The following is a 25,267-nucleotide window of genomic DNA, read 5'->3' as shown; positions in this document are numbered from 1 at the left end:
TCCCACGGCTCCCTCCCGGGACACGCCGCCGGGGTTGCGGGCCGGAGCGGTCCGGTCCGTCACGTCCCCGGCAGCAGGTGCTCACTGGGCGGACCCAACGGCAGATCGGGGTAGAGCCGTTCGCGGAGGTCGAGCAGCGTGAGCCGCTCGGCCAGCAGCCACGCGGCGGACATCGGCCACATGACCAGCCACAACCAGACGCCGTAGGCCTCCCCCACGAAGGCGGCGCGGTCGTCGGAGGTGGGGACCGCCCACAGCGGCGCGCGCTGCCCGGCGGCGTCGACGTCGGCCGAGGACGGCCCGGAGATGACGTCGCCCGGGTCGAGGCCGGGCAGCCCCGCGTAGCCGCACCCCACGCCGGTACCGGGCTCCTCGGCCACGAGGACCAGCTCCGCCGAGCCGCCGAGGGGTGCCGGCCCGGCGCAGTCGACGACGATCGCGCGGGCGCCGGGCTCACCGCCCCAGGCCAGGCCGGTCACGGACCAGCCCGTCGGCATGGGGTCGGGCACCCACGCCGGCACCCGCGCGTCGGCCGTCACCGCGGCGATGGCGTCGTGACCGACGAGCAGCGTGTGGTGCAGCGGCGTCACGGCGCCGTGGACGTGACACCAGGCCTGACCGGAGTTGCCGGGGCGCACGACCAGCCGCTCACCGCACCGGGGACAGACCGTGGTGGCAGTCATCGGGCATCACCGTCCTGTGACCCGAGGGGTTCGTCAAGCGCAGCGGCCGGGGCGGCGTGCGTACCGTGCGGGGCGTGCCGCCCGAGCCCGTTCCCGCACCGACGCCGCCGGTGGTCGCCTGCGTGGGGGCGGTGGTGCACGACGCGCAGGGGCGGCTGCTGCTCATCCGCCGGGGGCACGAGCCCAGCCGTGGACTGTGGTCGGTACCCGGTGGGCGGGTCGAGGCCGGGGAGAGCGCCGAGGCCGCCGTGGAGCGGGAGGTGCTGGAGGAGACGGGGCTGCGGGTGCGGGCCGGCGCGCCGGTCGGCCGGGTCGAGATCCCGGGCGCCGGCGTGGTCTACGACGTCGTCGACCTCGCCTGCACCCTGCTGGACCCGGACGCCGAGCCGGTCGCCGGGGACGACGCCGACGCGGTCGCCTTCGTCACCGCGACAGACCTGGCGCGGCTGGCGTGCACCCCGCGGCTGGTGGAGACGCTGCGCGGGTGGGGCGTGCTGCCGGCCTGATCCCGCGGACTCAGCGCGGCAGGGGCTCCGGCCGGCCGGGCTGCTCGCCGCCGCGGGCCTCGCCGTAGGAGCGCTTGGGCACCATGACCTTGCGCCGGAAGATGCAGACGACGGTGCCGTCCTGCTTGTACCCGGTGGTCTCCACGTGCACGACGCCACGGTCGTCCTTCGACTTCGACTCGGTCTTGTCCAGCACCGTCGTCTCGCCGTAGATCGTGTCGCCGTGGAAGGTCGGCGCCACGTGCCGCAGCGACTCGATCTCGAGGTTGGCGATGGCCTTCCCCGAGACGTCCGGGACGCTCATCCCGAGCAGCAGCGAGTAGATGTAGTTGCCGACGACGACGTTCCTGCCGAAGTCGGTGGTCTCCGCCGCGTAGTTGCTGTCCAGGTGCAGCGGGTGGTGGTTCATCGTGAGCAGGCAGAACAGGTGGTCGTCGTACTCGGTGACGGTCTTGCCGGGCCAGTGCTTGTAGACGGCCCCGACCTCGAACTCCTCGTAGTACCGGCCGAACTGCATGCGCTGTGCTCCCGGTGTCGACGCTGACGGCGGGGTGGTGGACGGCCGGCGGGCAGGGCCTCCGCGACGGAGGGGCAGTTGCCCACCACGCGGCGTCGGTGCCCCATCTGGACGGGCGCCGATCCTACGATGCCCCGGTGCCGCCGGTAGCCCCCGTTCGTGACCCCGGGGAGCCCGGCGTCCTGACCCTCTCCACCCGCGGCCGCGTGGTGCGGCTGGCCGCCTCGGCCGTCGTCCTGGTGGTGCTGCTCGGCGGCACCGTGTGGGGCACGGACGCGGACTTCCCCTTCGGGCCGTTCCGCATGTACTCGACCCGGGCCGACCCCGACCGCCCGGTCGTGTCCACCCGGGTGGTGGGGTTGACCGCCGCCGGCGAGGAGGTCCCGCTCTCCGGTGGCGAGGTCGGCCTGCGCCGGGCGGAGTTCGAGGGTCAGCTGCCCCGGCTGGTCGACCGGCCCGAGTTGCTGACGCTGCTGGCCGAGAGCTACGCCGACCGCCACCCCGACACGGAGCCCCTGGTGGCGGTGCAGGTCGTGCAGCGCCGGTACGAACTGGTCGACGGCCGGCAGACCGGCGAGGCCACCGACAGCGTCCTCGTGGCCCAGGAACTGGAGGGCACCCCGTGAGCGGGACCGCGCGGACCGGACTGCGTCCCGGCGGGACCGAGCCGGCGAACGGGGACGCGCCGAGGCGGTCCTCCGGCTGGTGGTTCCGGCCGGTGCCACTGGCCCGGATCGCGGTCTTCCGGACCATCGTCTACCTGTTCGTCCCGGTCGACGTCTTCCTCACCACGGCCTGGGTGCGGGCGCACGCCGACGTCCCGACCGAGTACTACCAGCCGCTCACGATCGGGCAGCTGCTCCCGTTGCCGACGCCGACCGCCACGGTGGTGCACGTCGTCCAGTGGGCGCTCGTGGTCACGGCCCTGGCCGCGGCCACCGGCCGGGCGCCCCGACTCCTGGGTTCTGCGGTGTTCCTCCTCTACCTCGAGTGGATGGTCATCGCGATGAGCTACGGGAAGGTGGACCACGACCGGATCGCCTATCTCGTGGCGCTGGCCGTGCTGCCCACGATCGGGCGGGTCCGGTGGCGGGACCGGCGCACCTCCGAGGCGGCCGGTTGGGCCATGGCGGCGGTGTTCGTCACCGTCATGCTCACCTACTTCCTCGCCGCCTGGGCGAAGATGCGCTTCGGCGGCTGGGACTGGGCCACCGGGTCGACGCTGGCCCGCGCGATCGTGCGCCGCGGCACGGTGCTGTCGGACTGGACCCTCGAGGTGCCCGGACTCCTCGTGGGCGCCCAGTGGGCGATGCTCGTCCTGGAGTTCGCCGCACCGCTGATGCTGCTCGTGTGGTCCAACCGGGCACGGGTGGCCCTCGTGGTCTTCCTGCTGGGCTTCCACCTCGCGGTGTTCGCCAGCGTGAAGATCATCTTCCTCCCGCACTGTGTGGCGATCCTGTCGATCCTCCCGTGGGAGCGGCTGCCGGACACCGCCCGCCAGCTGCGCGGGCGACTCGGGCGGGCGCGGCCGGCGGCGGTGCAGCCGGCAGGCGCCGCGCCGCCGGGCTGACCTCCTCACGGGCTCAGAGCAGCGCGCTGATCCGGGCCGCCATGTCGGCCTCGTGCTGCTGGTAGGACGCGGCCACGCCGTCGAGCAGGGTGCCCATGCCGGTCAGCGCGTCGCTCACCCCCTGGGCGCTGAGCCGCCACTGCTCGTAGAGCTCGGTGAACCGCAGCGCGGCCTGGCTGTCGGTCCACCCGTCGAGCACCGACGCGTTGACGCTGCTGGACAGGGTGACGTGCCGCGCGGCGGTGTCGGACGCCTCGGCCCGGCACTGCCCGGCCATCGACTGCAGGGTGGCGATCTCGACCTTCACGGTTCCTCCTCGGTCCGGGCCTCTCCCGGTCGCAGCGCACGTTAGGGCGGCGGGGGCGGCGCGGGGTCCGGTCGTCCACAGCCGGAGCGGCCGTCCACAGATGGCGATCCGGACGCCCCCGTGCAGCCGCCGGACGGTCACGGTCGTCCCGTGCCCGAGTCCGCCACCCCCGCCCCGCCCACCGCCCGTTGCTGGACCGTCGTCACGTCCGCCGGCGCGGTCGACGTGGAGGTCGTGGCGGCCGACGACGACCGACTGGGCGCGGTGCTCCCCGGGCTGGTCGCCGCCCTGGGAGTGCCGGCCGCCGAGCTGTGGTCCGGGTCGACCCGCCTGCCCGCCGCGCTGCCGCTCACCGATCCGGGGCTGGCGCACGGCGCGGTCCTCGGCCTGGGCCGGCCCGGTCCCCGCCAGGGCGACCGCGAGCGCCGCAGCGCGCTCGAACTGCACGTCGTGGGCGGACCGGAGGCGGGCCGGGCACTCCCGCTGTCCCGCGGGCGGCAGGTGGTGGGGCGCGGGGGTGCCGCCGACATCCCGCTGGACGACCCCGACGTCTCCCGCCGGCACCTGCTCGTCGAGGTGGGCTCCGGCGAGCTCAGCGTGACCGACCTGGGGTCGACGAACGGCAGTCGGCTCGACGACGAGCCCCTCGGCGACCGGCCGTGCCCGTGGCCGCACCACTCGATCGTCCGGGTCGGCGCCAGCACACTGGCCCCTGCCGGGCCCGGGAGCATCCGGGCAGCGGTGCAGGCGGCCCCCGGCGGTCGTCTCCAGCTGCGCCCGCCGCCGCGACTGGAGCCACCCCGTCCGGAGGTGGAGGTGTCCGCCCCCGCCGCACCGGCCGACCTCCCCCGGCGCCGGCTGGCCTGGGTCGCCGTGCTCCTCCCCGCGCTCGGCGGGGTGCTGCTGGCCTGGCTGCTGCGCACTCCCACCTTCCTGTTCTTCGCCCTCCTCAGCCCGGTCGTCGCCCTCGGCACCTGGCTCTCGGACCGGTGGACGGGGCGCCGTGACCGGCGCCGGACGGCGGCGGCGCACGCCGTGGAGGTCGAGGAAGCCCGGGGCCGCCTCCGGGCGGCGCTCCGCACCGACGAGCGGACGGCGCGCACGGTGCACCCGGACCTGGCGGCGCTCGCCACGGCCGCCCGTCGCCGGTCCGCTCCCCTCTGGCAGCGCCGGCGCGGGGACGGCGACGCGCTGACCGTGCGCATCGGCAGCGGCCCCGGCCTGTCCGCGGTCACGTACGTGCAGGCCGACGGCACACGGGAACGGCAGACCCTCGCGCACCTGCCGGTCGCCGTCGCGCTCGGTGCCACCGGTGGGCTGGCCGTCGCCGGGCCCCGGTCGCACGTCGTGGGCCTGCTGTCCGGCATCGTCGCCCAGCTGGCGGCGCTGCACGCCCCCGGCGAGGTCGACCTGGTCCTGCTCACGAGCACCGAGCACCTCCCGGCCTGGTCGTGGCTCCGCTGGCTGCCACACGTGCAGGCCGGGAGCGTGCACGTCACCGGCGCCCGGGGAGACGGCGACGACGCCGTGCTCGCCCGGTGGCTGACCACGACGGCGGCGGGCCGTCGGGCCGCCGCGGGCGAGCGCGGCTCGCTCGCGGGCAGGGGCACCGACGGGCAACCGGGCTGGCTGGTGGTCCTCCTCGACCGTCCGGCAGGGCCCCGGCTGTCCGCGGCGCTGCGCGCAGCCCGCGACGCGGGCGTCGTCACCCTCACCTGCGGGCCGTCGCTGCACCGCTTGCCCGCGGCGCCCGACGCGGTGCTGGAGCTCGCCGGGGAGACGGGCGACGCCGCGACCCTGCACCGCACCGGAGCCGTCGACCAGTCGGGCATCACCGTCGACCGCCTCCCGGCTCCGGTCGCCGAGGCGCTGGCCCGCGACCTCGCCCCGCTGGCGCCGTCCTCCACCGGGCGGGTCCTCCCCCGCCAGGTCCGGCTGCTCGACCTCCCCGGTGACGGCCTGCGGATCCCGGCCGAGGGTAGACCGACCGGCCGGTGGTCCCGCTCCCGGGACCACCTCGGGGCGCCACTCGGGCGGACGGCCGACGGTGCGCTGACCGTCGACCTGTGCCGCGAGGGGCCGCACGTGCTCGTGGCGGGGACGACGGGCTCCGGCAAGTCGGAGCTGCTGCAGACGCTGATCGCCGGTCTTGCGCTGGGCCACCCACCCGACCGCTGCTCGTTCCTGCTGGTCGACTACAAGGGCGGCGCGGCCTTCGCCGAGGCCGCCACCCTCCCGCACACCGTGGGGCTGCTCACCGACCTCGACGGCACCACCACCGCCCGGGCGCTGCGCTCGCTGCGTGCCGAGCTGACCCGTCGCGAGGCCCTGCTGGCCGCGCACCGGGTGTCCGACATCGCGGCACTGCCCGACGAGGTGGGGTTGGCCCGCCTGGTCATCGTGGTCGACGAGTTCGCCGGCCTGGCCGAGGAGTTGCCCGCCTTCGTCACGGGCCTGGTCGGGATCGCCCAGCGCGGGCGCTCGCTCGGGGTGCACCTCGTCCTGGCCACCCAGCGGCCCGGCGGCGTCGTGTCACCGGAGATCCGGGCCAACTGCACGCTGCGGATCTGCCTGCGCACGACCGGCGAGGCCGATTCCCGGGACGTGCTGGGTACCCCCTCCGCCGCGTTCCTCCCCACGGACGCACCGGGTCGCGCCTACCTGCGGGTGGGCGGCGGCTCCCCGGTCCTCTTCCAGGCCGCCCGGGTCGCGGGCGCAGCGCGGGGGTGGAGCGGACGCGGGCCCCGGGTGCTTCTCTGGAACTGGCCGCTGCTGGCCCCCGTGGACGACGAGGCCCGGCTCGTGGGTGCGAGCGACCTCGCCCGGCTGACCGAGGCGCTGGACCGCCACGCGACCGCGTCGGGAACGCCTCGCCCGCACCGGCCGTGGTGTCCGCCGCTGCCCGACGCGGTCCGTGTCGAGGACCTCCCTCCCGATCCCGGCTCCCCGCCCGCTGCCGACTCGCGGAGCGCCGGACGCCGCCTGCGCATCGGCCTGCTCGACCGGCCCGACTCCCAGTCCCAGCAGCCGCTGTGCCTGGACCTCGAGCGGGGCGGGGCGTGGCTCGCCGTCGGTGGCGCACGCAGCGGTCGGACGACCTTCCTGCGAACCGTGCTCGCGGAGGCGGTCACGAGCCGCTCTCCCGACGACCTGCACGTCCACGTGCTCGACCACGGCGGTGGCGCGCTCGCTGCCGCCGCGGCGGAACTGCCGCACACGGGCACGGCGGTCGGCGGCCCGGACGCGCTGCGCACCGTGCGGCTGCTGGACCGCCTGACCCAGGAGGTGGCCGCCCGCCGCGCCGGGCCGTCGACCGAGGAGAGGCCCCACCTCCTGCTGCTGGTGGACGGCGTGGAGGAGCTGAGCAGCCTGCTCGACGAGGCGGACCCCACCTCCGGCTCGGCGGGCCTGCTGCGCCTGGCACGGGACGGGGCCGCCGCCGGCCTCACCTGCCTCTTGTCCGCCGAGCGTGCCGTTCCCGGAGGCCGCCTGGCCGGCGCCGTGGGCACCCGGCTGGTGCTGCCGCTGCCCGACCGGGCCGACTACGCGGTCGCCGGGATCCCGGCCCGCCACGTCCCCGACCACCGGCCACCGGGGCGGGCCCTGATGGGTGAGGACGGCCTCGAGTGCCAGCTGGCACTGCCCCGCACGCTGCCGCCGGCCACCGCGTGGGCGCCCGCCGTCCCGGCCCGCCGTCCTCTGCGCATCCCGGAACTGCCGGGCGCTCCCGTGCTGCCCCTCCCCGAGCGGACCGGCGCCGGCACCGCCCTGCGACTGCCGCTGGGGCCGGGCGGTGACGAGGGCGCCGTCCTCGAGGTGGACCTCGCCGAAGCCGGAGGACTGCTCGTCGTCGGATCCCCGGGGAGTGGGCGCAGCACCGCCCTGGACGCCTTCGCCGCCCACCTGACCGCGGGCGGGGTGCCCGTCCTGCGTGTCGTCGGTGCCCCGGGCCGGTCGGCGGCGGGGTCGTCGGCGAGTCTGGAGTGCACCGACGTGGCCGGCTGGCGGTCGTGGCTGGAGTCGCTGTGCGGGGAGAGCGGTGTGGTGGTCCTCGACGACCTCGGCGCGGTGGCCGAGTCGCCGGTGGGCACCGCGATCGGCGCCGGTGGGACCGCCGGCCGGGTGGTCCTCCTGGTGGCCGGGACGGCTCCGGAGCTGGCGGCGGTGTACCGGGGGCCGGTTCCCGCGCTCCGACGGCGCCGCAGCGGGTTGCTGCTGTGCCCGGCCCCTGGCGACGCCGACCTGCTCGGCACCCGGCTTCCGCGCACCGCGCTCCCCCGCCGTCCCGGATCCGGCTGGCTGGTCACGGCCGGGGTAGCGCAGCGGGTGCAGGTCGCCCGGCGACGGCCGGCCGAGGCAGCAAGCGGCGCCGCGCGCCAGCTCGTGGCGGCGGCTCGGTGAACGGGGGAACCGAACGCCGGTCAGAGCAGCTCGAGCACCGTGCCGATCTCCTGGCTGGCGTACCAGGCCAGCTCGTGCCCCTCGGCCTGGTCGACGACGAACTGCGCGTCCTCGCTGCCCAGATCGGCCTCCAGGACGACGTTGACCGCGGCCCGCACGTCGTCCTCCGCGTCGGCACCGTCGATGTGGGCGCTCGCGACGTCACGCAGGGCGACGTCCGCGGTGACCCGCACGGCGCCGGGCTCGGTGTCGGGGTCCTCCATCTCGGTGACCGCGGCGTCGGGGACGTCGGCGGCCAGCACCACGCGGCGGCGGACCGCGGCCGGGTCGATGTCGAGCAGCCGCAGGCTGGCGCGGGCGGCGCCGAGGAGGGCCGCGTACTCCAGTTCCTCCACGTCGGCTCCCGCGTCACTGACCGCGTAGAACTCCCGCAGCCGCGGGGTCACCGCGAAGGCGGTGTGCGGGCCGGCCAGGCGACCGTCGTCCACGAGGGTCCGCAGGACGCTCGTCGTCGCAGGCAGATACACACGCACCGGGCTGACTCCTCTTCGCTGGCGGTCAGCGCGACGGTATCCCGGCGGTCGGCGGCGCCGTCCGCCCTCGGCTCAGCCGGCGGTATCGACCAGCGTCGCGATCTCCTGCTCGATGAGGTCGGCGAGCACGTCGACGTCGGCCACCCTGTCCCGGTCGGCGTTCAACCCGAAGAAGAGGCGGCCGTCGTAGCTGGTGATGCCGACCGACAGACCCTGTCCCGGCGCCAGCGGCACCACGGGGACGACCTCCAGCATCCGTCCCCCCGCCGCGTACAGCGGCTGCTGCGGGCCGGGCACGTTGGTGATCACCAGGTTCGACACGCGGCGGGACAGTCCTCGCGCCGCCCGCGCGCCGAGGGCGTGCAGGGTGGGCGGGGCGAAGCCGGTCAGGGCGATGAGCGTCTGCGCCCCCACCGACCGGCCCTGCTGGTTCACCCCCCGCATCGCGTAGCTGATCCGCGCGAGCCGCACCCGCGGGTTCGGCTCCCCCACGGGCAGGTCCACGAGGTAGCTGGAGACCCGGTTGCCGGGAGCGTCCTCCTCCTCGCCCTGCACGGAGACCGGCACCATGGCCCGGACGGAGGTGGAGCCGAGCACGGCCTGCCCGCGGGACAGCAGCCAGTCGCGCAGCGCTCCCGCGACCACGGTGAGCAGGACGTCGTTGACCGTCCCGCCGTGCGCCTTGCGCACCGCCTTGACGTCGTCGAGGTCCGCGCGCGCCACCGCGACCCGCCGCTGGCTGCCGTTGGCCGCGTTCAGCGGACTGCGTGGCGCGGCGGACAGCGCCGACCGGGTGGCCCGGGCCACGCCGCCGACGGCGCTGCCCATGCGGACGCCGGTGGTCCGCAGGTCGGAGACGGCGTGGCGCGCGGTGTCCACCACCGCCGTGGGCCGGGCGACGTACTCCTCCACGGCGTCGCGGACCAGTCGCAGGGTGGTCGGCAGCCGACGGGGGCGCCACGGTTCCGGCTCCGGGAGGACGACGTCCGGGACGGGGTCCAGCAACACCTGCCCGATGTCCACCGCCCCGAGCCCGTCGACGAGGGCCGGGTGGGTCTTGGTGACGACCGCGACCCGACCCTCGGCCAGGCCCTCCACGAGGTAGAGCTCCCACAACGGGCGGCTGCGGTCCAGCGGTCGCGCGGTCACGCGGGAGACCAGGTCGAGCAGCTGCGTCTCGGTGCCCGGACGCGGCACCGCCGACCGCCGCACGTGGTACTCGGCGTCGAAGTCGGGGTCGTCGACCCACACGGGGTTGGCCAGGTGCCCGGGGACCTCCAGGACCCGCTGCCGGTAGCGCGGGACCAGCGGCAGCCGGGCCTCGACCAGCGCGGCGATCGCCTCCAGGCCGCCCGGCGGCGGCTCGAGCACCAGCACCCCGGCCACGTGCATCGGGCTGTCCGGCTTCTCCAGGTACAGGAAGGACGCGTCCAGGGTGGTCAGTCGCTCCACCATCGGCCTCCTCCCGCTCGGAGGCCCACGCTACGACGGGGGCGATCCGGTCGGCACCCGCTGACGAGGATCACGCGCCCGCCTCAGCCGGCTCGTCGCCGGGAGCCGACGCGCCGACGGCCGGTCGCCGGCCGGCGCACGCCGGCGACGGACGCGGCGAGCGCCCGCAACTCGGTCCGCAGCGGGGACGCCGGCGCGACCTCGGCGAGGGTGCGGCCGTCCGCGAGGGCGGCATCGGTCGCGCGCCGGTCCGCGGGCAGGAAGGCGGCCACCGGCTGCCCGGCGAACCGGTCCAGCGCCTCGGCGATCTCCCGGCGCGGGTCGCCCGGCACGGGGCCGCGGCGCACCTGGTTGACCACGACCACCGGCTCGACGCCCGGGACGGCGTCCCGCAGCTCCCCGAGGGCCCGGATCGTGCGCTGCAGGGCGACCGGATCGGCGCCGCTGACGCAGATCACCGTGTCCGCGGCCTCGAGGACGGTCAGCGTCACCCCGTTGCGGCGGGGCGCCGCGGTGTCGAAGGACAGCTCCTCGTCCTCCTCCAGGCTGAAGGAACAGTCGACGACGGTCAGGTCGGCCGCTCGGCGCGCCTCCTCGAGCACCGCCGCCACGCCGTGCGGCCGCAGCTCGGGCCAGCGGTCGGCCCGCGCGAGGCCGGTCAGGACGCCGAGCCGTGGGCGCACCGCCCAGGCCAGCCGCGTCAGGGCGGCGTCGTCGAGCGTCCCCGCCAGCGCCTGGCGGGCCGCGCCGGCCAGTCCGGGCGACTCGTCCAGCAGGCCCAGCACCTGGGCCACCACCCCGCCGTACACGTCGGCATCGACCAGCAGGGTCCGCACGTCCAGCCGGGCCGCCTCGTCGGCGAGCCCGACCGCGACCGTCGTCCGCCCGGGGGCGCCCGTCGGCCCCCACACCGCGACGACCCGTCCCGCGCCCGGCTGCCGCTCCACGGGCGCAGCGGCCGGCGTCGTCGCGGGCAGGGCCGCGCGCGGATCGGCGATGTCCCGCCCGGTCCGGAGCCCGCCGGTGACCGCGTCCCGCAGCGCCTGGGCGATGCCGCCGGGCTCGGTGTCGGCCGGCAGCACGTGCACCACGCCGAGTGCGCGCAACCGGTCCGCCGCCCGGTCGTCGCCGGGATCGACGAGCCCGACCACGGCGACACCGGCGGCGGCCAGGCGCGACACCGCGTCGGCGTCCAGCCGTCGCAGGTCGGCGGAGAGCAGTGCGGCCTGGCCGGTGCCGGTGGCGGCGGCCGCGAGCAACTCGGAGACGTCGACGCACCGGCGGACGACGGTGACCCCGTGGTCGGTCCGGTCCAGCGCACCGACCAGCTCCGACTCCCACCCCGCCCCGGTGACGGCGGTGAAGACCTGCACGGCCATCAGGGCGCCGGCTCCGTGGCGGCGTCCGGCTGCCCGGGCGAGGGTTCGCCGGCCGGCGTCTCGGCCACGGGCTGCCCCTCCACTCCCGTGCCCCTGGCGGGTGCGGAGGCACCGGGGGCGGAGGCAGCGGGGCCCGAGGCAGCGGCGGCACCGGTGGGCACGGTGGCCGCCCCGTCCGGCGACGGGGCGTCCACCGACTCGTGCACGACGACGACCAGCGGCCGGCCGGCGATGGCACCGAGCACCGCCGGGGCGCGGCCGGCCGGCACCGAGACCACCACCTGCACCGTCGTCGTCGCCGTGGACAGCACCCCCTCGGCGCGCCCGGAGATCGCCTGGACGGGGGCCGCGCCGACGACCAGCGAGACGTCGGAGGGACCGGTGGCGCCGACCGCCGGGTCCGCGACGGCGTAGACGTCCACCACCTGACCGCGTACCAGACCCGGTGGGACGTAGCCCGCCTGCACCGGCAGGGCGACCTGGACCAGTTCGGCCGGCTCCTCGAGGGAGGCGCGGGGCAGCAGCTCGCCGGCCCGCACCGCTCGCGCGAGCGTGCGCCCCTCCGGCCGGGTGCCGGCCGCCAGGTACGCCCCCGCCGCACCGTCGAGTCGGACGTCGACCGCGACGAGGTCGGCCGCGGTGAGGACGGTGCCCGCGGCCAGGTCGCCGGTGGCCGACCAGACCGGCACGGTGGCGTCGGCGGGCGCGACCACACGGGCGCCCAGCAGCACCGACCCCAGCACGAGGAGGACACCGAGCACGAGGCGCAGGTCCAGCCAGCGCGGCGGCCGCACGCGCCGCGGCACCGGCCCCGCGACCGGGTCGGCCGGACGCGGCGAGGTGGGGGTGGTGATCGGCGAGCTCACGGCCAGCGGTTCCTTCGGGGCTGCGGATCGTCGTCGACGACCTCGTTGGGTGACGGTCGGACGCAGATGATGCGGCACGGACGCGTATCGCCGCAGTCGCCGTCCACACGTTCGGGTGTGGACGACGCGCATGCCACCCGGACGGGGCTGCCAGACTGGGCGGGACCGGACGGAGAGACCTGATGCCCACACCGCGCTTCCTGACCCTCGACGACGTCGCCGAGATCCTCAACGTGTCGTGGTCGCAGGCCTACGCGCTCGTCCGCCGCAAGGAGCTCATTGCCATCCAGATCGGCGGCCGCGGCCAGTGGCGCGTGGAGGTGGACGAGCTGGAGCGCTTCATCCAGCAGAAGTACGCCGAGGCCCGCGCCGGCACCGCGCCGGAGCAGCCCGCCCCCGCGGAGTCCGACGAGCCCGCCGAGCAGGACGCCGAGAGCACCCCCTCCGCCACCGGCGGTCGCCGCCGGCGCTGACCCGGCTCAGCCGAGACCGGGCGCGAGCGTCCGCACCACCGCGACCGCCGAGAGCGCCACCACCCGCACGCCCCGTACCGCATCGGCGCGTCGCGGCTGGTCGGGGTCGTGCTCGGCGAGCTCGAAGAAGTCCGCGCCCACACCGTCGACCGTGCCGACGTGCACGGAGCCGTCGTCGAGGACCACCTGGACGGCGGCCCGGTCGCGGGCCAGGCCGCGCAGCGCGCGCCGCAGGTCGAGTCGACCCCGCACCGCCCCCTCGGGCTCGGCCACCGCCGTGCCCCGCCCCAGGCCGCCCACCGACCGCACCGACGCGAACGCCACCAGTACCTCGCGCCGGGCGTCGTCGGCCAGCAGGAGCCAGTCGCTGCCGACGTCGGTGAGCGTCCCGGCCACGTCCCCGGCGCCCCGGCACCGCAGACCGACGCGCCGGCCCACCGACCCCGCCACCCGCTCGGGAAGCCGGACCGCGCCCAGTTCGGCGCGGCGACGGGACCCCTCCTCGGCCCGCTCCATCGCGGCCTCGGCGGCGTCGAACTCCGCCTGCAGATCGGTGAACAGCTGTTGCCAGCGCATGGTGCACCTCCTCGACCAAGCGTAGATGGATGTCGAATCTTGCGTTTGGTTGCGTTTGCGTGGTTTGGTCTCGATCCGTCGCTGAGTCGAGGAGGAGACATGTCGATCCGCCGCCTGTTGGGCACGGGCCTGGCCATGGCCGCGGTCGCGGTCGCCCTCCGTGCGCTGACCCCGGACCTCGGCTGGGTCTCCGGGTACGGCCTGGACCTGCAGCGGGCCGCCGACGACCGAGGGGCCGAGGCACTCCTCCTCGGTGCCGTGGCCGCCGCCGCGTGGACCGTCTGGGCCTGGGGCGTGCTCGGCCTCGCGCTGACCGCGCTGTCCGCGGTCCCGGGTGCCGTCGGCGCCCTCTCCCGCACGCTCGCCCGCCGCCTCCTGCCCGCCGGCGCACGGAGGGCCGCGGCCCTGGCACTCGGCGTCGGCCTCGTCGCCGGGGGCCCGCTGCTGACCGCGTGCGGCCCCGGTCCGGCGGCCGCAGCACCGGCGGCGGTCGCCGGGCCGGCCCCCACGGACGTCCGGCCGGATCCGGCGGGCGTCGTCGCGGACGGGCCCGGCCGCATCGCGGACGGGCCCCGCCACATCGCGGACTGGCCCGGCCGCATCGCGGACTGGCCCACCGCCACCGACCGCGCGCCGGCGGGCACGCCCACGGCACCCACCGAGCCCACTGAGCCCGCCGAGCCCGCAACGTCGACGGAGTCCGCGACACCGGCACGGCCCGCACCGGTCGCCACCGGATCACCTCAGCCCGAGGCGGTCCCCGACTGGCCGATGCCGGCGTCCGGCACCCACGTGGTCCTGCGCGGCGAGTGCCTCTGGGACATCGCCTCCGCCGACCTCCGGCGGCGCACCGGCCGTCCGCCCAGCGGCGGTGAGGTCGCGGCGGCCGTCCACGCCTGGTGGCGGGCGAACGCGGCGGTCATCGGCCCGGACCCCGACGTCCTGCTGCCCGGCCAGGTCCTGAACCCACCTGCGGCGCCGTGACCGCCGCCCGGCCAGGTCCTGAACCCACCAGCGGCGCCGTGACCGCCGCCCCGTCCCCGATCCCACCCCGAGCACCGGAGCACCCGATGACCGCGCCCCTCTCCCCCACCGCGCCGCCCCACGCCGAGGCGCGGCCGCTCCCCGCCGCTCCGCTGCGCCTGGTCGTCGTGCCCACCCCGCAGCCGCCGCTGGACGAGGAACCGGCCCGCCGGCTGGTCCTCCCCGGGGTCGCGGTGCCGCGCCCGGCGCACCGCCCGGGTCCGCGGATCCGTCCCGACCGCGGCCCGGCCGGCTGTGCGACCGGCTTCGGGCCGGCCTGGTCCGGTCGCGCCGACCTGCCCGACCCGAAGCCGGCCGGCCGGCGGCTGCTCCTGCTGACCCTCGAGGCGCTGACGGGGCTCCGACCGCTGGCCCAGGTCCAGTCACTGACGTCGGTCGGGGTCTTCGCCGCCCTGACCAGCGGACGCCGGCCGCGCTGGTGCTCGGGCAGCACCGCCCCGGTGCTGCTCGGCCCCGTGCACGTGTGCGAGCCGGTCGACGGGGTCGCGGAGGTCACCGCCGTGGCACGCCGCTCCGGCCGCGCGCACGCGGTGGCGGCGCGGCTGGAGGGCATCGACGGCCGGTGGCGGTGCACCGCCCTGCAGATCGGCTGAGGTGGAACGACGGCCCCGGGACGGCACGGACGACGACGCCCCCGCCGGTCGGACCGGCGGGGGCGTCGTCGTCAGGGATCAGGCGCCGGAGGGGGCGCCGTGGCAGGCCTTGTACTTCCGGCCCGACCCGCAGGGGCACGGCGCGTTGCGCGCCGGCTCCTTGGTGCCGGTGACCGTCGCGGTCTTGGCCGCCTTGGCCGGACCGCTCTCCTTGGGCGAGGCGTCCAGGCTCGGTGCCGAGTAGCTCAGCTGCTCGGTCGACCGGCGCGGCTCCTCCAGGCCCTTGACCGCCAGCTGCGGCCCGGTGCCCGTCGACGCCGGCTCGTCGGGAGCGGCCTGGGCGGGGCGGGCGGTGGGCGCCGACCGGCGGGCGGTCGGGGCCTTCGCCGGCGGCGCGACCGGAGCCTCGGGCTGCCCCCCGGCCGAGGCCGCCGGAGCCTCGGCCGGAGCGGGGGCGGCGGCCGCTGCCGCGGCGGCCGGAGCGGGGGCGGCGGCCGCTGCCGCGGCGGCCGGGGCGGGGGTGGAGGCCGCTGCCGCGGCCTGCGCCGCCTTCGCGGCCGCGGCCTGGCGGGCCAGCACCCGCGCCGTCCCCTCCTGGGCGGCGGCGAGGGCCTTCGCCTCGGCCTCGGCCTGCTTGGCCGCGGCCTCCACCTCCTGCTGCTCCTTGGTCTTGACCTCCAGGTTGAACAGGAAGCCGACCGACTCCTCCTTGATGCCGTCGAGCATCTGGTTGAACATGTCGTAGCCCTCGCGCTGGTATTCCACGACCGGGTCGCGGTTGGCCATCGCGCGCAGGTGGATGCCGGCCCGCAGGTAGTCCATCTCGTAGAGGTGCTCGCGCCACTTGCGGTCCAGCACCGACAGCAGCACCCGCCGCTCGAGCTCGCGGGTGACCTCCGAGCCGAGGGCGGCCTCCCGTTCCTCGTAGGCGCGGTGGACGTCGTCGAGCAGCTCCCGCTTCAGGACGTCGGCGGTCAGCCCCGCCTGGTCGCCGTCGGCCACGCGGTCGATCAGCTCGTCGCGGTCCAGGCCCACCGGGTAGAGGGCCTTGAGGCCGGTCCACAGCTGCTCGAGGTCCCAGTCCTCGGCGTACCCGGTCTCGGTCGCGCCGTCGACGTAGGCGCTGATCACGTCGTCGACCATCGCGCGCACCTGCTCGTGCAGGTCCTGGCCGTCGAGCACCTTGCGCCGCTCGTCGTAGATGACGGTGCGCTGGCGGTTGAGCACCTCGTCGTACTTCAGGACGTCCTTGCGGACCTCGAAGTTCTGCTGCTCGACCTGCGTCTGCGCCGAGCGGATCGCCCGGGTGACCATCTTCGACTCGATCGGCTGGTCGTCGGGGACCCGCAGCGTGGTCATCATCGACTCGAGCATCGGGCCGTTGAACCGGCGCATGAGGTCGTCGCCCAGCGACAGGTAGAACCGCGACTCACCCGGGTCGCCCTGCCGGCCGGAGCGGCCGCGCAGCTGGTTGTCGATGCGGCGGCTCTCGTGCCGCTCGGTGCCCAGCACGTACAGCCCGCCGGCGTCGGCGACCTCCTCGTGCTCGGCCTTGACCTGCTCCCTGGCCTTGGCCAGCGCGTCGTCCCAGGCGGCCTCGTACTCCTCCGGCGTCTCCGCCGGCGACAGCCCGCGGGCCCGCAGCGCCTCGTCGGCGATGAAGTCGGGGTTGCCGCCGAGCTGGATGTCGGTACCGCGGCCGGCCATGTTGGTGGCCACGGTGACCGCGCCCAGCCGCCCGGCCTGGGCGACGATGTGCGCCTCACGCGCGTGGTTCTTCGCGTTCAGGACCTCGTGCGGGATGCCGCGTCGCAGCAGCAGCTTGGAGAGCACTTCGGACTTCTCCACGCTGGCGGTGCCGACCAGCACCGGCTGGCCCTTCTCGTTCCGCTCGGCGATGTCGTCGATGACCGCGTCGAACTTCGCCTGCTCGGTCTTGTAGATGACGTCGGAGCGGTCCTCGCGGACCATCGGCCGGTTCGTCGGGATGGGGACGACGCCCAGCTTGTAGGTCTGGGAGAGCTCGGCGGCCTCGGTCTGGGCCGTGCCGGTCATCCCGGAGAGCTTCTCGTAGAGCCGGAAGTAGTTCTGCAGGGTGATCGTGGCGAGGGTCTGGTTCTCGTCCTTGATCTGCACCCGCTCCTTGGCCTCGATGGCCTGGTGCATGCCCTCGTTGTAGCGCCGTCCGGACAGCACCCGGCCGGTGAACTCGTCGACGATCAGCACCTCGCCGTTGGTGACGATGTACTGCTGGTCGCGGTGGTAGAGCTCCTTGGCCTTGAGCGCGTTGTTCAGGTAGCTGATCAGCGGGGAGTTGACCGCCTCGTAGAGGTTGTCGATGCCGAGCTGGTCCTCGACGAACTCGACGCCCTCCTCGGTGACGGCGACCGTGCGCTTGGCCTCCTCCACCTCGTAGTGGGTGTCGCGCTTCATCAGCGGCACGATCCGGGCGAACTCGACGTACCACTTGCCGGCCGACTCGGCCGGACCGCTGATGATCAGCGGGGTGCGGGCCTCGTCGATGAGGATGGAGTCGACCTCGTCGACGATCGCGTAGTGGTGCCCGCGCTGCACGAGGTCGGCCTTGCTCCAAGCCATGTTGTCGCGCAGGTAGTCGAAGCCGAACTCGTTGTTCGTGCCGTAGGTGATGTCGCAGGCGTACTGCTCGCGGCGGTGCGCCGGGCGCTCGCCGGAGAGGATCGTGCCGACCGACAGGCCGAGGAAGCGGTGCACCCGCCCCATCCACTCGGCGTCGCGCTTGGCCAGGTAGTCGTTGACCGTGACGACGTGCACGCCCTGGCCGGCCAGCGCGTTGAGGTAGGCCGGGAGGACGCCGGTCAGCGTCTTGCCCTCACCGGTGCGCATCTCGGCGATGTTGCCCAGGTGCAGCGCGGCGCCGCCCATGATCTGGACGCGGAAGTGCCGCTGGCCCAGCGTCCGGGTGGCGGCCTCGCGGACGACGGCGAAGGCCTCGGGCAGGAGGTGGTCGAGGGTCTCCCCCTCCTCCAGCCGCTCCCTGAACTCGTCGGTCTTGGCCCGCAGCTCCGCGTCGGTGAGGTCGGCGACGTCGTCCGCCAGCGACTCGACCGCGTCAGCGATCTTGTTCAGCCGTCGGAGGATCTTGCCCTCACCGGCACGGAGGATCTTCGAGAACACCACGTACCCCAGCGTAGGCGGCGTCCGCAGCGGGACAGGTGGTTGACGGCGACAATCCCGGGGTGGCGCACCACTTGGACGACCTGGGCCCCGGCCTGCTCACCTTCCTCACCGAACGGCACCTGGCCACGCTCACGACCCTGCGCCCGGACGGCAGCCCGCACGTCGTCCCGGTCGGGGTGACCTACGACGCGGCCACCCGCACCGCGCGGGTCATCACCTCGGGGGGCTCGGCCAAGGCCCGCCACGTGCGGTCGGGGCAGTCACGGGTCGCCGTCTGCCAGGTCGACGGACGCCGGTGGGTGACCCTCGAGGGGACGGCGGTGGTGCGGGAGGACGCCGCGTCGGTGGCCGACGCCGAGGACCGCTACGCCCGCCGCTACCGCACCCCGCGGGCGAACCCGGCGCGGGTGGTCCTGGAGATCTCGGTCGACCGCGTCCTGGGGAACGCCTGAGACTGCAGGCGTGGAACTGTCCGGCATCGACCTGACCACCGAGGTGGTGCGCACGGACCGGCTGGTGCTGCGCCCCCACCGCCCCGACGACGAGGACGCCGTCCTGCGCGCCTGCCAGGACCCGGGCATCCAGCAGTGGATCGCCACGGTCCCGGTGCCCTACACCCGGGCCGACGCCCGTGCCTGGGTGGCCGACGTGGCGCCACGGGAGCGGGCGGAGGGCCGCGGCCTGCCGGTGGCGGTCGAGGCCGACGGGGAGTTCGTGGGGTCGGGCGGCGTGCACCTGCGCGAGGGCCGGTTCGGGCCGGAGGTCGGCTACTGGATCGCGCCGTGGGCCCGCGGCCGCGGGTACGCCGCGGAGACGGCGCACGCGCTGGCGGAGTGGGCGCTGGGGCTGGGGGCACCCCGGGTGCACCTGGTCGCCGACGTGGACAACACCGCGTCGCAGATCGTCGCCGAGCGGGCCGGCTTCACCCGTGAGGGGCTGGTGCGCTCGTGCCTGGACCGGCGGGACGGCACCCGCGCGGACGCGGTGCTGTTCGGCCGGGTCGCCGGGGACTGAGACGGCGGGCGGGGCGCCTCCCGCGCTCCGCCCGCCGCGCGATCAGAGAGGGGCCGCCGCGGGCTGGGCGGGCTGCTGCTCGAGCTTGCCGTCGAGCGGGGCGTCGACGAGCCGGATGAGGCCGTAGTCGTAGGCGTGCCGCCGGTAGACCACCGTCGGCTGGCCGGTGTCGGCGCACTGGAACAGGAAGAAGTCGTGGCCGACCAGTTCCATCTCGTGGAGGGCCTGGTCGACGGTCATCGGGGTGGCGGGGTGGTGCTTCTCCCGGACGATCCGCCCGGGCAGGTGCTCGTCGAGGTCCGTGACGTGCGGCCCCTCGGCGGCGAGCTGACGTTCGCGGTCCAGTGCCTCGAGGACGCCGGGCTCGGCTCCACCGCCGACGCGGACGGTGGCGGGGGTGCGCCGACCGTGGTGCACGCGGCGGCGGTCGGCCGCCTTGCGCAACCGGTGCTCGAGCTTTCCGGCCGCCAGGTCGAGGCCGGAGTAGAAGTCCGGGGCGCTGGCCTCGGCTCGGATGACGGGGCCCTTGCCCCTGAGGGTGATCTCCACGCGCTGGCACTGCGAGGACTGGCGCGGGTTCTTCTCGTGGAAGAGCTCCACGTCGACGCGGAGGATCTTCAACTTGCCGTCGAAACGTTCGAGCTGGCCGACCTTGTCCTCGACGTGCTGTCGGTAGTGCTCGGGGACTTCGACGTTGCGGCCACGGACCACGATCTCCATGAGACCTCCCGGTAGGACGGGCTGTGATCGGTTCCACGCTAGTCGCCGTTCCCGGGTCCCGACAGTCGACCTTGGCGGCCGCTTCGGCCGGGTCCGGGACCTCCCGCCGGAGCCCCCGCGGAGGCCCGTCGGGGGGTGGCGGCGACCACCGCGGCGAGCACCGGCGGGCCCGGTTCCGGTACCACGGAGGCCAGCTGGGCGGCGGCCTCGGTGAGGGTCGCGCCGCTGGTCACGACGTCGTCGACCACCACGAGGGCCACGCCCGGTGGACGCGGTGGCGGCTCGCCGCGCAGGGCGAAGGTGCCGGCCAGGTTGGCCCGCCGCTGCGCCGCCGACAGCCCGGCGGAGTCACGGGCCCGCCCGGAGCGTCGCAGCAGCCGGACCTCCGCCGCCGGCAGCCCCGCGGCCCGCAGTTCGGCGACGGCGCGGCCGGTCAGCTCCCGCACGTGGTCGCGGCCGCGGGTGCGCAGCGCGGCCCGCCCGCTCGGCACCGGGACCAGCCACACCGGCCCGGGCACGGTCGGCAGCCCGGCGAGCACCCCGGCGACGGCGAGCGCCAGGGCCGCTCCCAGTGGACGGGCCAGCTCGGCGCGGCCACGCTCCTTGAACGCGTTGACCGCCGGGCGCACGGGGCCGGCGTAGGCGCCCGCGGCCACCGTGGGCGGGAACCCGGCCGGGAAGCGCCGCGGCTGGGCCAGGCGCGGCACGGTGAGCAGCGCCGCGCAGCGCCGGCACAGCACCGCGCCGGGCAGCTCGCACCCGGCGCACAGCCGCGGCAGGAGCAGGTCGGTCAGCGCCGCGAGCAGGCCGCCGTCCACTCCCCCAGCGTCGCCGTCGGGACGCCGTCGGCCCAGGGGCGGCCGGCATCTGTGGACACCGGCCGGCAGGTGGACACCGGCTCACACCGGGTAGAAGGGCTCCTCCCCCGGCAGCGGCTGCTCGCCGCGGACCAGCGTCACCCAGGTGCCGCCGGCCACCTGCCACTGCCAGATGGTGCCGCCGGCGCTCACCAGCGGCGGCCGGCCGGGGGCGGCCGCCACCCGGGTGGGCTGGCTGGGCAGCCCGGCCGTCGGCACGGCGGTCAGGCCCCAGCCGTCCACCCCGACCGTGTAGGGGACGACGCGGTCCTCACCGGCGTCCCCGGCCAGCACCAGCAGGCTGCCCGCCGTCCGCCAGGCCACGTCGGCGACCGAGGACAACGTGGGCGCCACCTCCCGCAGGTCGCGCAGCGCGACGGGCCCCTCGTCGGAGCGCACCACGGTGCCGACGTAGAGAGCCTCGCGCTGCCCGTCGTCCACCACCACGGCGGCGCGGACGCCGTCGGGTGAGAGCTGCAGCTCCGAGGCGCGCCCGAGGCCGGGCAGCGTCGGCGCGCTGACCGACTGCGGGGTGCCGCCGGCCGGCACCCGGACGACCGCGCCGCCGTCCCGGATCAGCCAGAACTCCCCGCGCGTCGCGGCGACGGTCGGCTCGCTGAGGGTCGTGCCCGACAGCACCGCGGTCAGGTCACCGCCGTAGGCGCCGGCCAGCAGCGTCGCCTGGCCGTCGTCCCCGGTGGTGCCGACCATCGCCGTGGGCTCGCCGGTGCGCCGGTCGATCGAGACCGCGGCGCTGGTCAGCACGTAGGCGCCGGTGCCGGCCGGGCCGGGCGCCGCGGCGTTCTCGACCGTGCGCAGCGCCCCGGCCTGGACGTAGTGGCCGACCGCGCCGACCGGGACGGTGTCGGGGTCGAAGGCCGACCAGGTGTCGGTCGACTGCACCGGCGTGACGCCCTCGATGCGCAGCGGCTGACCGTCGACCAGGATGTCGACCGAGCTGACCGGCAACTGCTCGAGGGTCCACACCAGCTGGGCGGAGAGCTCGGCCAGCCGCGACGGCGGCGCGTCGCCCAGCCCGGTCAGGTCGACGGTGACCGACTCCGCCGAGACCGTCACCGTGCTGCGCAGCGAGACGCCGGCCAGCTCGTTGTGCACCCCCGCCGCCAGCGACGCGGACGGCCCGTCGAGCATCCGCTCGACGAGCACCGTCGGCTGCGCCTCCCCGCTGATCAGGTACCGCGGGTCGGGCACCACCCGCTGCCCGGTGGGGTCGACGAAGTAGAGGTCCCGCCGCTCGTAGAGCCGCTCGAAGTCCGGTTCGAGGACCAGCAGCCCGTCCGGCGGGTTGGTGATCCGCGACTCCCCGTCGACCTCGGTGAGGGTGAACTCCCGGGTGTAGACCTCCTGGGCGCCCACGGTGAACACCCCGCGCTGGTCGACCGTGCCGACCAGCGTGGCGGTCACCACGACCGAGCCGGCGTCGGTGGTGACCGTCGCGTAGTCCTGGCCGAGGACGGTGATCCCGGCCTCGTCCGACCACGCGCCGGCCGCCTCCGGGGCCATGTGCTCCCGCGCCACGGGGTGGCCGCGGACCCGGCTGGCCCCGGCGTCGAGGAAGCCGCGCACGACCTCCTCCGGGGTCGCGCCCTGCTCCGGCGACAACGGCTCGATCCCGACGGCGCGGTCCTGCCGGGTGGGGGCCTGGGTGATCTGCACCGTCGGCGAGCTCGTCGGCACCGTCGAGCAGGCGGGCAGCAGCGCGGGCAGGAGGAGGGCCAGGACGGCGACGCGGCGCCTCACGATCGTGGTCCGGGACGGCGGGCGATCGCCGGGCGCAGCGGCAGCGGCGAGCTGGTGAGGTCCGCTCCGGCCGACAGCGGGAGCGTGAGGCGGAACTGCGCACCGACGCCGGGCTGGCCCCACACCTGCAGCCAGCCGCCGTGCAGGCGGGCGTCCTCCAGGCTGATCGACAGGCCCAGCCCGCTGCCGCCGACGGTGCGCACCCGCGACGGGTCGGCCCGCCAGAACCGGTCGAACACGTGCTGGGCCTCGGCCGAGGACAGGCCGACGCCGTGGTCGCGGACGGTCACCGCCGCCGCCGTCCGGTTGGCGGCCCAGGTGATCTCCACGGGGTGGCCGGCGCCGTGCTCGATGGCGTTGCCGACCAGGTTGCGCAGGATCCGCTCCACCCGCCGCGCGTCGACCTCGGCGATGACGTCGGAGCCGGGGCCGGTGACGGTCAGCTCGCAGCCGTGCCGCCGGGCCAGCGCCGACATGCCCCCCGCCACCCGGCCCACGAGGGCGCCGAGGTCGGTGGGCTCCCAGTCCAGGACGGCGGCCCCCGCGTCGTAGCGGCTGATCTCCAGCAGGTCGGTGAGCAGCGCCTCGAAGCGGTCCAGCTCGGTGTGCAGCAGCTCGGCGGAGCGGGCCACGTGCGCGGGGAAGTCGCCCCGGGACTCGTAGAGGATCTCGGCGGCCATCTGCACCGTGGTCAGCGGCGTCCGCAGCTCGTGGGAGACGTCGGAGGTGAACCGCTGCTGCAGCTGGGACAGCCCCTCCAGCTGCGTGATCTGGCGCTGGAGACTGTCAGCCATCGCGTTGAAGCTGGTGGCCAGCCGGGCGAGGTCGTCCTCGCCGCGCACGGTCATCCGCTCCTCCAGCTGCCCCTCGGCCAGCCGCTGGGCGATGCCGGCGGCGCGGCGGACCGGGTCCACGACCAGCCGGGTGACCAGCACCCCGATGCCGACGACGAAGAGCGTGAGCGCGATGCCGCTGATCACCACGGTGCTGCGGATCAGCGACAGGCTCTCCTCCTCCTGGTCGAGGGGGAAGGCGTAGTACAGCTCGATCCGCTCCGGCGCCGCGGCGTCGGTGGGCACGGGGGCGCCGATGAGCAGGGTCGGGCGGGGCTCGTCGGTCGCGTCCGGGATCATCGCGTACTGCGAGAACTGGCCGCCCGAGGCGACGTCGGCGCGCAGCTCGGCCGGGATCGCCGGGTAGACGAAGCGGCGGCTCGGGGCCGGCCGCTCGGTGTCGCCGCTCCGGTAGACCATGACGACGTCGAAGTCGCCGGCCGGGCCGCCGCGCTCCTTGAGCTGCTTGACGGTGCGGTCCAGGGTCGACCGGACGCTCGCGGCGTCGCCGGTCGCGATGCCGGCCACCTCGCTCTGCGCGTACAGCACCCCGGCCTGCGCCTGGTCCACCGCGGCCTGCCGTTTCACCGACAGCAGTTGGTCCCGGATCTGGGTGAACAGCACCATGCTCACGATCACGACGACGGTGCCGGCGACCACCATCGTGATGGCCCCGACCCGTACGTGCAGCGAGGAGCGCCACGCGTGCAGGGCGCGGGCGCCCGTCCGGCGCGCCAGCACCCGCGCCCGCACGACGCGGCGGCGCAGCCGGCGGCGGACCGACGCCAGGTCGGCCGGGCGCGCCTGCCGCGGCCCGGCCGGGGTCACCACCCCGGCGGAGGACGACGACGGCGCGTCGTCCTCCGCCGGCGCCGGGGTGGCCTCGGTCGCGGGCCGGGTCGTGCTCACGGTCCGGCGGGCCGGGTCACCGTCGCGATGCCCGCCGGCTCGATCACGGTGCCATGCGGTTCGCTCCCGCGGCCCGCTCCGCTCCTCGCCGACATCACAGGTCGCCTCCGCGGTCGCTCCGCTCCTCGCTCGCAGAGCTCGCTGCGATGCTCACTCCCTGTCGGCTCCGGCCCTCGCTGCGATGCTCACGGGCCTGTCCGCTCACGGCGGGCCGGCCTTGTAGCCCACGCCGCGCACGGTCAGCACGATCTCCGGCTTCTCCGGGTCGCGCTCGATCTTGGCCCGCAGCCGCTGCACGTGGACGTTCACCAGCCGGGTGTCGGCCGCGTGCCGGTAGCCCCACACCTGCTCGAGTAGCAGCTCGCGGGTGAACACCTGGCGCGGCTTGCGGGCCAGGGCCACCAGCAGGTCGAACTCCAGCGGGGTCAGCGCGATCGGGACGCCGTCCCGCGTGACCTGGTGGGCCGGGACGTCGATCTGGACGTCGCCGATGCTGAGGCTCTCCGCCTGGCCGGTCTCGCCGCGGCGCAGCTGGGCGCGCACCCGGGCGACCAGCTCGACGGGCTTGAACGGCTTGGTGACGTAGTCGTCGGCGCCGGCCTCGAGCCCCTGGACGACGTCGATCGTGTCGCCCTTCGCGGTGAGCATGACGATCGGCACCGTCGACTGCGTGCGGATGTCCTGGCAGATCTGCAGGCCGTTGCGGCCCGGCAGCATGAGGTCGAGCAGCACGATGTCGGGCCGGGTCTGCTGGAACACGCCCACCGCGCGGTTGCCGTCGGACACGAAGGCCGGTTCGTAGCCCTCGCGTCGCAGCACGATGCCGAGCATCTCGGCGAGAGCGGCGTCGTCGTCGACGACGAGGACACGGCCGCGGCTGGAGCCGTTCTGGGGAGCGGTGGGTGGCACGGCGCCCATTCTGCGCTGAAAGACGACGGAACGAGGGCACCCGCCCGGTCATCGACCGGACGGGTGCCCCACTGGTGTCACCCAGTCGCAGTAGTCCAGCTCCGGTGAGGTGCTGGAACGGCCCCTTCCAGAGCCTGGTGACGTCCTGGCACGGCCCCCTGCACGGCCCCGCCGCGAGCCGGCGAGGGGCGGGGGCAGGGGTCCT

General features: G+C 75.8%; 23 protein-coding genes. 9 read left to right on the top strand and 14 right to left on the bottom strand.

The window, feature by feature from the left end; all coding sequences use genetic code 11:
• Positions 1–59 precede the first annotated feature (59 nt).
• On the bottom strand, positions 60–683 hold the full coding sequence (locus ACI784_RS11770; RefSeq protein ID WP_456923817.1) for a DUF6758 family protein: 624 nt from the start codon (positions 681–683) through the stop codon (positions 60–62).
• Between the two features lie 74 nt (positions 684–757).
• On the opposite strand from ACI784_RS11770, the gene ACI784_RS11765 reads away from it, so the two are divergent.
• Complete coding sequence (locus tag ACI784_RS11765; protein WP_457013608.1) at positions 758–1,189, top strand: NUDIX hydrolase; 432 nt, start codon at positions 758–760, stop codon at positions 1,187–1,189.
• 10 nt (positions 1,190–1,199) lie between these two features.
• On the opposite strand, the gene ACI784_RS11760 is transcribed toward ACI784_RS11765, so the two are convergent.
• Positions 1,200–1,706, bottom strand: coding sequence for a MaoC family dehydratase (locus ACI784_RS11760; protein WP_456923819.1), 507 nt, complete (start codon positions 1,704–1,706; stop codon positions 1,200–1,202).
• Positions 1,707–1,843: 137 nt separating this feature from the next.
• Here ACI784_RS11760 and ACI784_RS11755 point away from each other — a divergent pair, with 137 nt between their 5' ends.
• Entirely contained in the window at positions 1,844–2,332 is a 489-nt protein-coding gene (locus ACI784_RS11755; protein ID WP_457013607.1) for a hypothetical protein, read from the top strand.
• The gene (locus ACI784_RS11750; RefSeq protein WP_457013606.1) at positions 2,329–3,276 is read left to right on the top strand and encodes an MFS transporter permease; all 948 of its coding nucleotides are present in this window, start codon (positions 2,329–2,331) and stop codon (positions 3,274–3,276) included. The genes ACI784_RS11755 and ACI784_RS11750 overlap by 4 nt, the downstream gene beginning before the upstream one ends.
• Before the next feature lie 13 nt (positions 3,277–3,289).
• Here ACI784_RS11750 and ACI784_RS11745 read toward each other — a convergent pair whose 3' ends face one another.
• Positions 3,290–3,583, bottom strand: coding sequence for a WXG100 family type VII secretion target (locus ACI784_RS11745; protein WP_456923822.1), 294 nt, complete (start codon positions 3,581–3,583; stop codon positions 3,290–3,292).
• A 150-nt stretch (positions 3,584–3,733) separates the two neighbouring features.
• On the opposite strand from ACI784_RS11745, the gene ACI784_RS11740 reads away from it, so the two are divergent.
• Positions 3,734–7,984 (top strand): FtsK/SpoIIIE domain-containing protein, encoded by a 4,251-nt coding sequence (locus ACI784_RS11740; RefSeq protein ID WP_457013605.1) that lies wholly within the window; start codon positions 3,734–3,736, stop codon positions 7,982–7,984.
• 20 nt (positions 7,985–8,004) lie between these two features.
• Here the strand turns inward: ACI784_RS11740 and ACI784_RS11735 are convergent, their stop codons facing one another.
• The 4 genes from ACI784_RS11735 to ACI784_RS11720 all read right to left on the bottom strand — a co-directional run bounded on the left by ACI784_RS11735 (position 8,005) and on the right by ACI784_RS11720 (position 12,214).
• Entirely contained in the window at positions 8,005–8,517 is a 513-nt protein-coding gene (locus tag ACI784_RS11735) for a DUF6912 family protein (RefSeq protein ID WP_457013604.1), read from the bottom strand.
• A 72-nt stretch (positions 8,518–8,589) separates the two neighbouring features.
• Complete coding sequence (locus ACI784_RS11730; RefSeq protein ID WP_457013603.1) at positions 8,590–9,972, bottom strand: WS/DGAT/MGAT family O-acyltransferase; 1,383 nt, start codon at positions 9,970–9,972, stop codon at positions 8,590–8,592.
• Positions 9,973–10,052: 80 nt separating this feature from the next.
• Positions 10,053–11,348, bottom strand: coding sequence for an AAA family ATPase (locus tag ACI784_RS11725; RefSeq protein ID WP_457013602.1), 1,296 nt, complete (start codon positions 11,346–11,348; stop codon positions 10,053–10,055).
• Positions 11,348–12,214, bottom strand: coding sequence for an SAF domain-containing protein (locus ACI784_RS11720; protein WP_457013601.1), 867 nt, complete (start codon positions 12,212–12,214; stop codon positions 11,348–11,350). Before ACI784_RS11720 ends, ACI784_RS11725 begins: the two co-directional genes overlap by 1 nt.
• 182 nt (positions 12,215–12,396) lie before the next feature.
• Here ACI784_RS11720 and ACI784_RS11715 point away from each other — a divergent pair, with 182 nt between their 5' ends.
• Positions 12,397–12,687 carry a helix-turn-helix domain-containing protein gene (locus tag ACI784_RS11715; RefSeq protein ID WP_456923828.1) on the top strand — a complete coding sequence of 97 codons (291 nt, stop codon included), beginning with the start codon at positions 12,397–12,399 and terminating at the stop codon, positions 12,685–12,687.
• 6 nt (positions 12,688–12,693) lie between these two features.
• Here ACI784_RS11715 and ACI784_RS11710 read toward each other — a convergent pair whose 3' ends face one another.
• Complete coding sequence (locus ACI784_RS11710) at positions 12,694–13,263, bottom strand: hypothetical protein (protein ID WP_457013600.1); 570 nt, start codon at positions 13,261–13,263, stop codon at positions 12,694–12,696.
• A gap of 99 nt (positions 13,264–13,362) precedes the next feature.
• On the opposite strand from ACI784_RS11710, the gene ACI784_RS11705 reads away from it, so the two are divergent.
• Together ACI784_RS11705 and ACI784_RS11700 are read left to right on the top strand one after the other, a co-directional pair.
• On the top strand, positions 13,363–14,247 hold the full coding sequence (locus ACI784_RS11705; protein ID WP_457013599.1) for a LysM peptidoglycan-binding domain-containing protein: 885 nt from the start codon (positions 13,363–13,365) through the stop codon (positions 14,245–14,247).
• An 86-nt stretch (positions 14,248–14,333) separates the two neighbouring features.
• Positions 14,334–14,900 (top strand): Rv3235 family protein, encoded by a 567-nt coding sequence (locus tag ACI784_RS11700; protein WP_457013598.1) that lies wholly within the window; start codon positions 14,334–14,336, stop codon positions 14,898–14,900.
• Positions 14,901–14,978: 78 nt separating this feature from the next.
• Here ACI784_RS11700 and secA read toward each other — a convergent pair whose 3' ends face one another.
• Complete coding sequence (secA, locus tag ACI784_RS11695; protein ID WP_457013597.1) at positions 14,979–18,059, bottom strand: preprotein translocase subunit SecA; 3,081 nt, start codon at positions 18,057–18,059, stop codon at positions 14,979–14,981.
• A gap of 59 nt (positions 18,060–18,118) precedes the next feature.
• Here secA and ACI784_RS11690 point away from each other — a divergent pair, with 59 nt between their 5' ends.
• Both ACI784_RS11690 and ACI784_RS11685 read left to right on the top strand, forming a co-directional pair.
• A complete protein-coding gene (locus tag ACI784_RS11690) occupies positions 18,119–18,511 on the top strand; it encodes a PPOX class F420-dependent oxidoreductase (protein WP_456923833.1) in 393 nt (130 codons plus the stop codon).
• A 10-nt stretch (positions 18,512–18,521) separates the two neighbouring features.
• A complete protein-coding gene (locus ACI784_RS11685) occupies positions 18,522–19,073 on the top strand; it encodes a GNAT family N-acetyltransferase (RefSeq protein WP_456923834.1) in 552 nt (183 codons plus the stop codon).
• 42 nt (positions 19,074–19,115) lie between these two features.
• On the opposite strand, the gene hpf is transcribed toward ACI784_RS11685, so the two are convergent.
• The 5 genes from hpf to mtrA form a co-directional block, all read right to left on the bottom strand.
• A complete protein-coding gene (gene hpf / locus ACI784_RS11680) occupies positions 19,116–19,793 on the bottom strand; it encodes a ribosome hibernation-promoting factor, HPF/YfiA family (protein ID WP_457013596.1) in 678 nt (225 codons plus the stop codon).
• Between the two features lie 38 nt (positions 19,794–19,831).
• Entirely contained in the window at positions 19,832–20,611 is a 780-nt protein-coding gene (locus ACI784_RS11675) for a ComF family protein (protein ID WP_457013595.1), read from the bottom strand.
• Between the two features lie 81 nt (positions 20,612–20,692).
• Positions 20,693–22,411, bottom strand: a complete 1,719-nt coding sequence (locus tag ACI784_RS11670) for an LpqB family beta-propeller domain-containing protein (RefSeq protein ID WP_456923837.1) — start codon at positions 22,409–22,411, stop codon at positions 20,693–20,695.
• Positions 22,408–24,153: an MtrAB system histidine kinase MtrB gene (gene mtrB, locus ACI784_RS11665; RefSeq protein ID WP_456923838.1), complete on the bottom strand. Its 1,746-nt coding sequence runs from the start codon at positions 24,151–24,153 to the stop codon at positions 22,408–22,410. The genes ACI784_RS11670 and mtrB overlap by 4 nt, the downstream gene beginning before the upstream one ends.
• Positions 24,154–24,354: 201 nt before the next feature.
• A complete protein-coding gene (mtrA, locus tag ACI784_RS11660) occupies positions 24,355–25,071 on the bottom strand; it encodes an MtrAB system response regulator MtrA (RefSeq protein WP_456851630.1) in 717 nt (238 codons plus the stop codon).
• Between the last annotated feature and the right edge of the window lie 196 nt (positions 25,072–25,267).

It is taken from the genome of Geodermatophilus sp. SYSU D01186 (assembly GCF_054050215.1).
This window is presented reverse-complemented; position numbering and strand designations above follow the sequence as displayed.

Excerpts from the sequence above, each read along its gene's own strand:
- ACI784_RS11705 (WP_457013599.1), top strand. The coding sequence starts at position 13,363 with ATGTCGATCCGCCGCCTGTTGGGCACGGGCCTGGCCATGGCCGCGGTC.
- ACI784_RS11725 (WP_457013602.1), bottom strand. The coding sequence starts at position 11,348 with ATGGCCGTGCAGGTCTTCACCGCCGTCACCGGGGCGGGGTGGGAGTCG.
- ACI784_RS11715 (WP_456923828.1), top strand. The coding sequence starts at position 12,397 with ATGCCCACACCGCGCTTCCTGACCCTCGACGACGTCGCCGAGATCCTC.
- ACI784_RS11730 (WP_457013603.1), bottom strand. The coding sequence starts at position 9,972 with ATGGTGGAGCGACTGACCACCCTGGACGCGTCCTTCCTGTACCTGGAG.
- ACI784_RS11760 (WP_456923819.1), bottom strand. The coding sequence starts at position 1,706 with ATGCAGTTCGGCCGGTACTACGAGGAGTTCGAGGTCGGGGCCGTCTAC.
- ACI784_RS11710 (WP_457013600.1), bottom strand. The coding sequence starts at position 13,263 with ATGCGCTGGCAACAGCTGTTCACCGATCTGCAGGCGGAGTTCGACGCC.
- hpf (WP_457013596.1), bottom strand. The coding sequence starts at position 19,793 with ATGGAGATCGTGGTCCGTGGCCGCAACGTCGAAGTCCCCGAGCACTAC.
- ACI784_RS11770 (WP_456923817.1), bottom strand. The coding sequence starts at position 683 with ATGACTGCCACCACGGTCTGTCCCCGGTGCGGTGAGCGGCTGGTCGTG.
- ACI784_RS11700 (WP_457013598.1), top strand. The coding sequence starts at position 14,334 with ATGACCGCGCCCCTCTCCCCCACCGCGCCGCCCCACGCCGAGGCGCGG.
- mtrA (WP_456851630.1), bottom strand. The coding sequence starts at position 25,071 with ATGGGCGCCGTGCCACCCACCGCTCCCCAGAACGGCTCCAGCCGCGGC.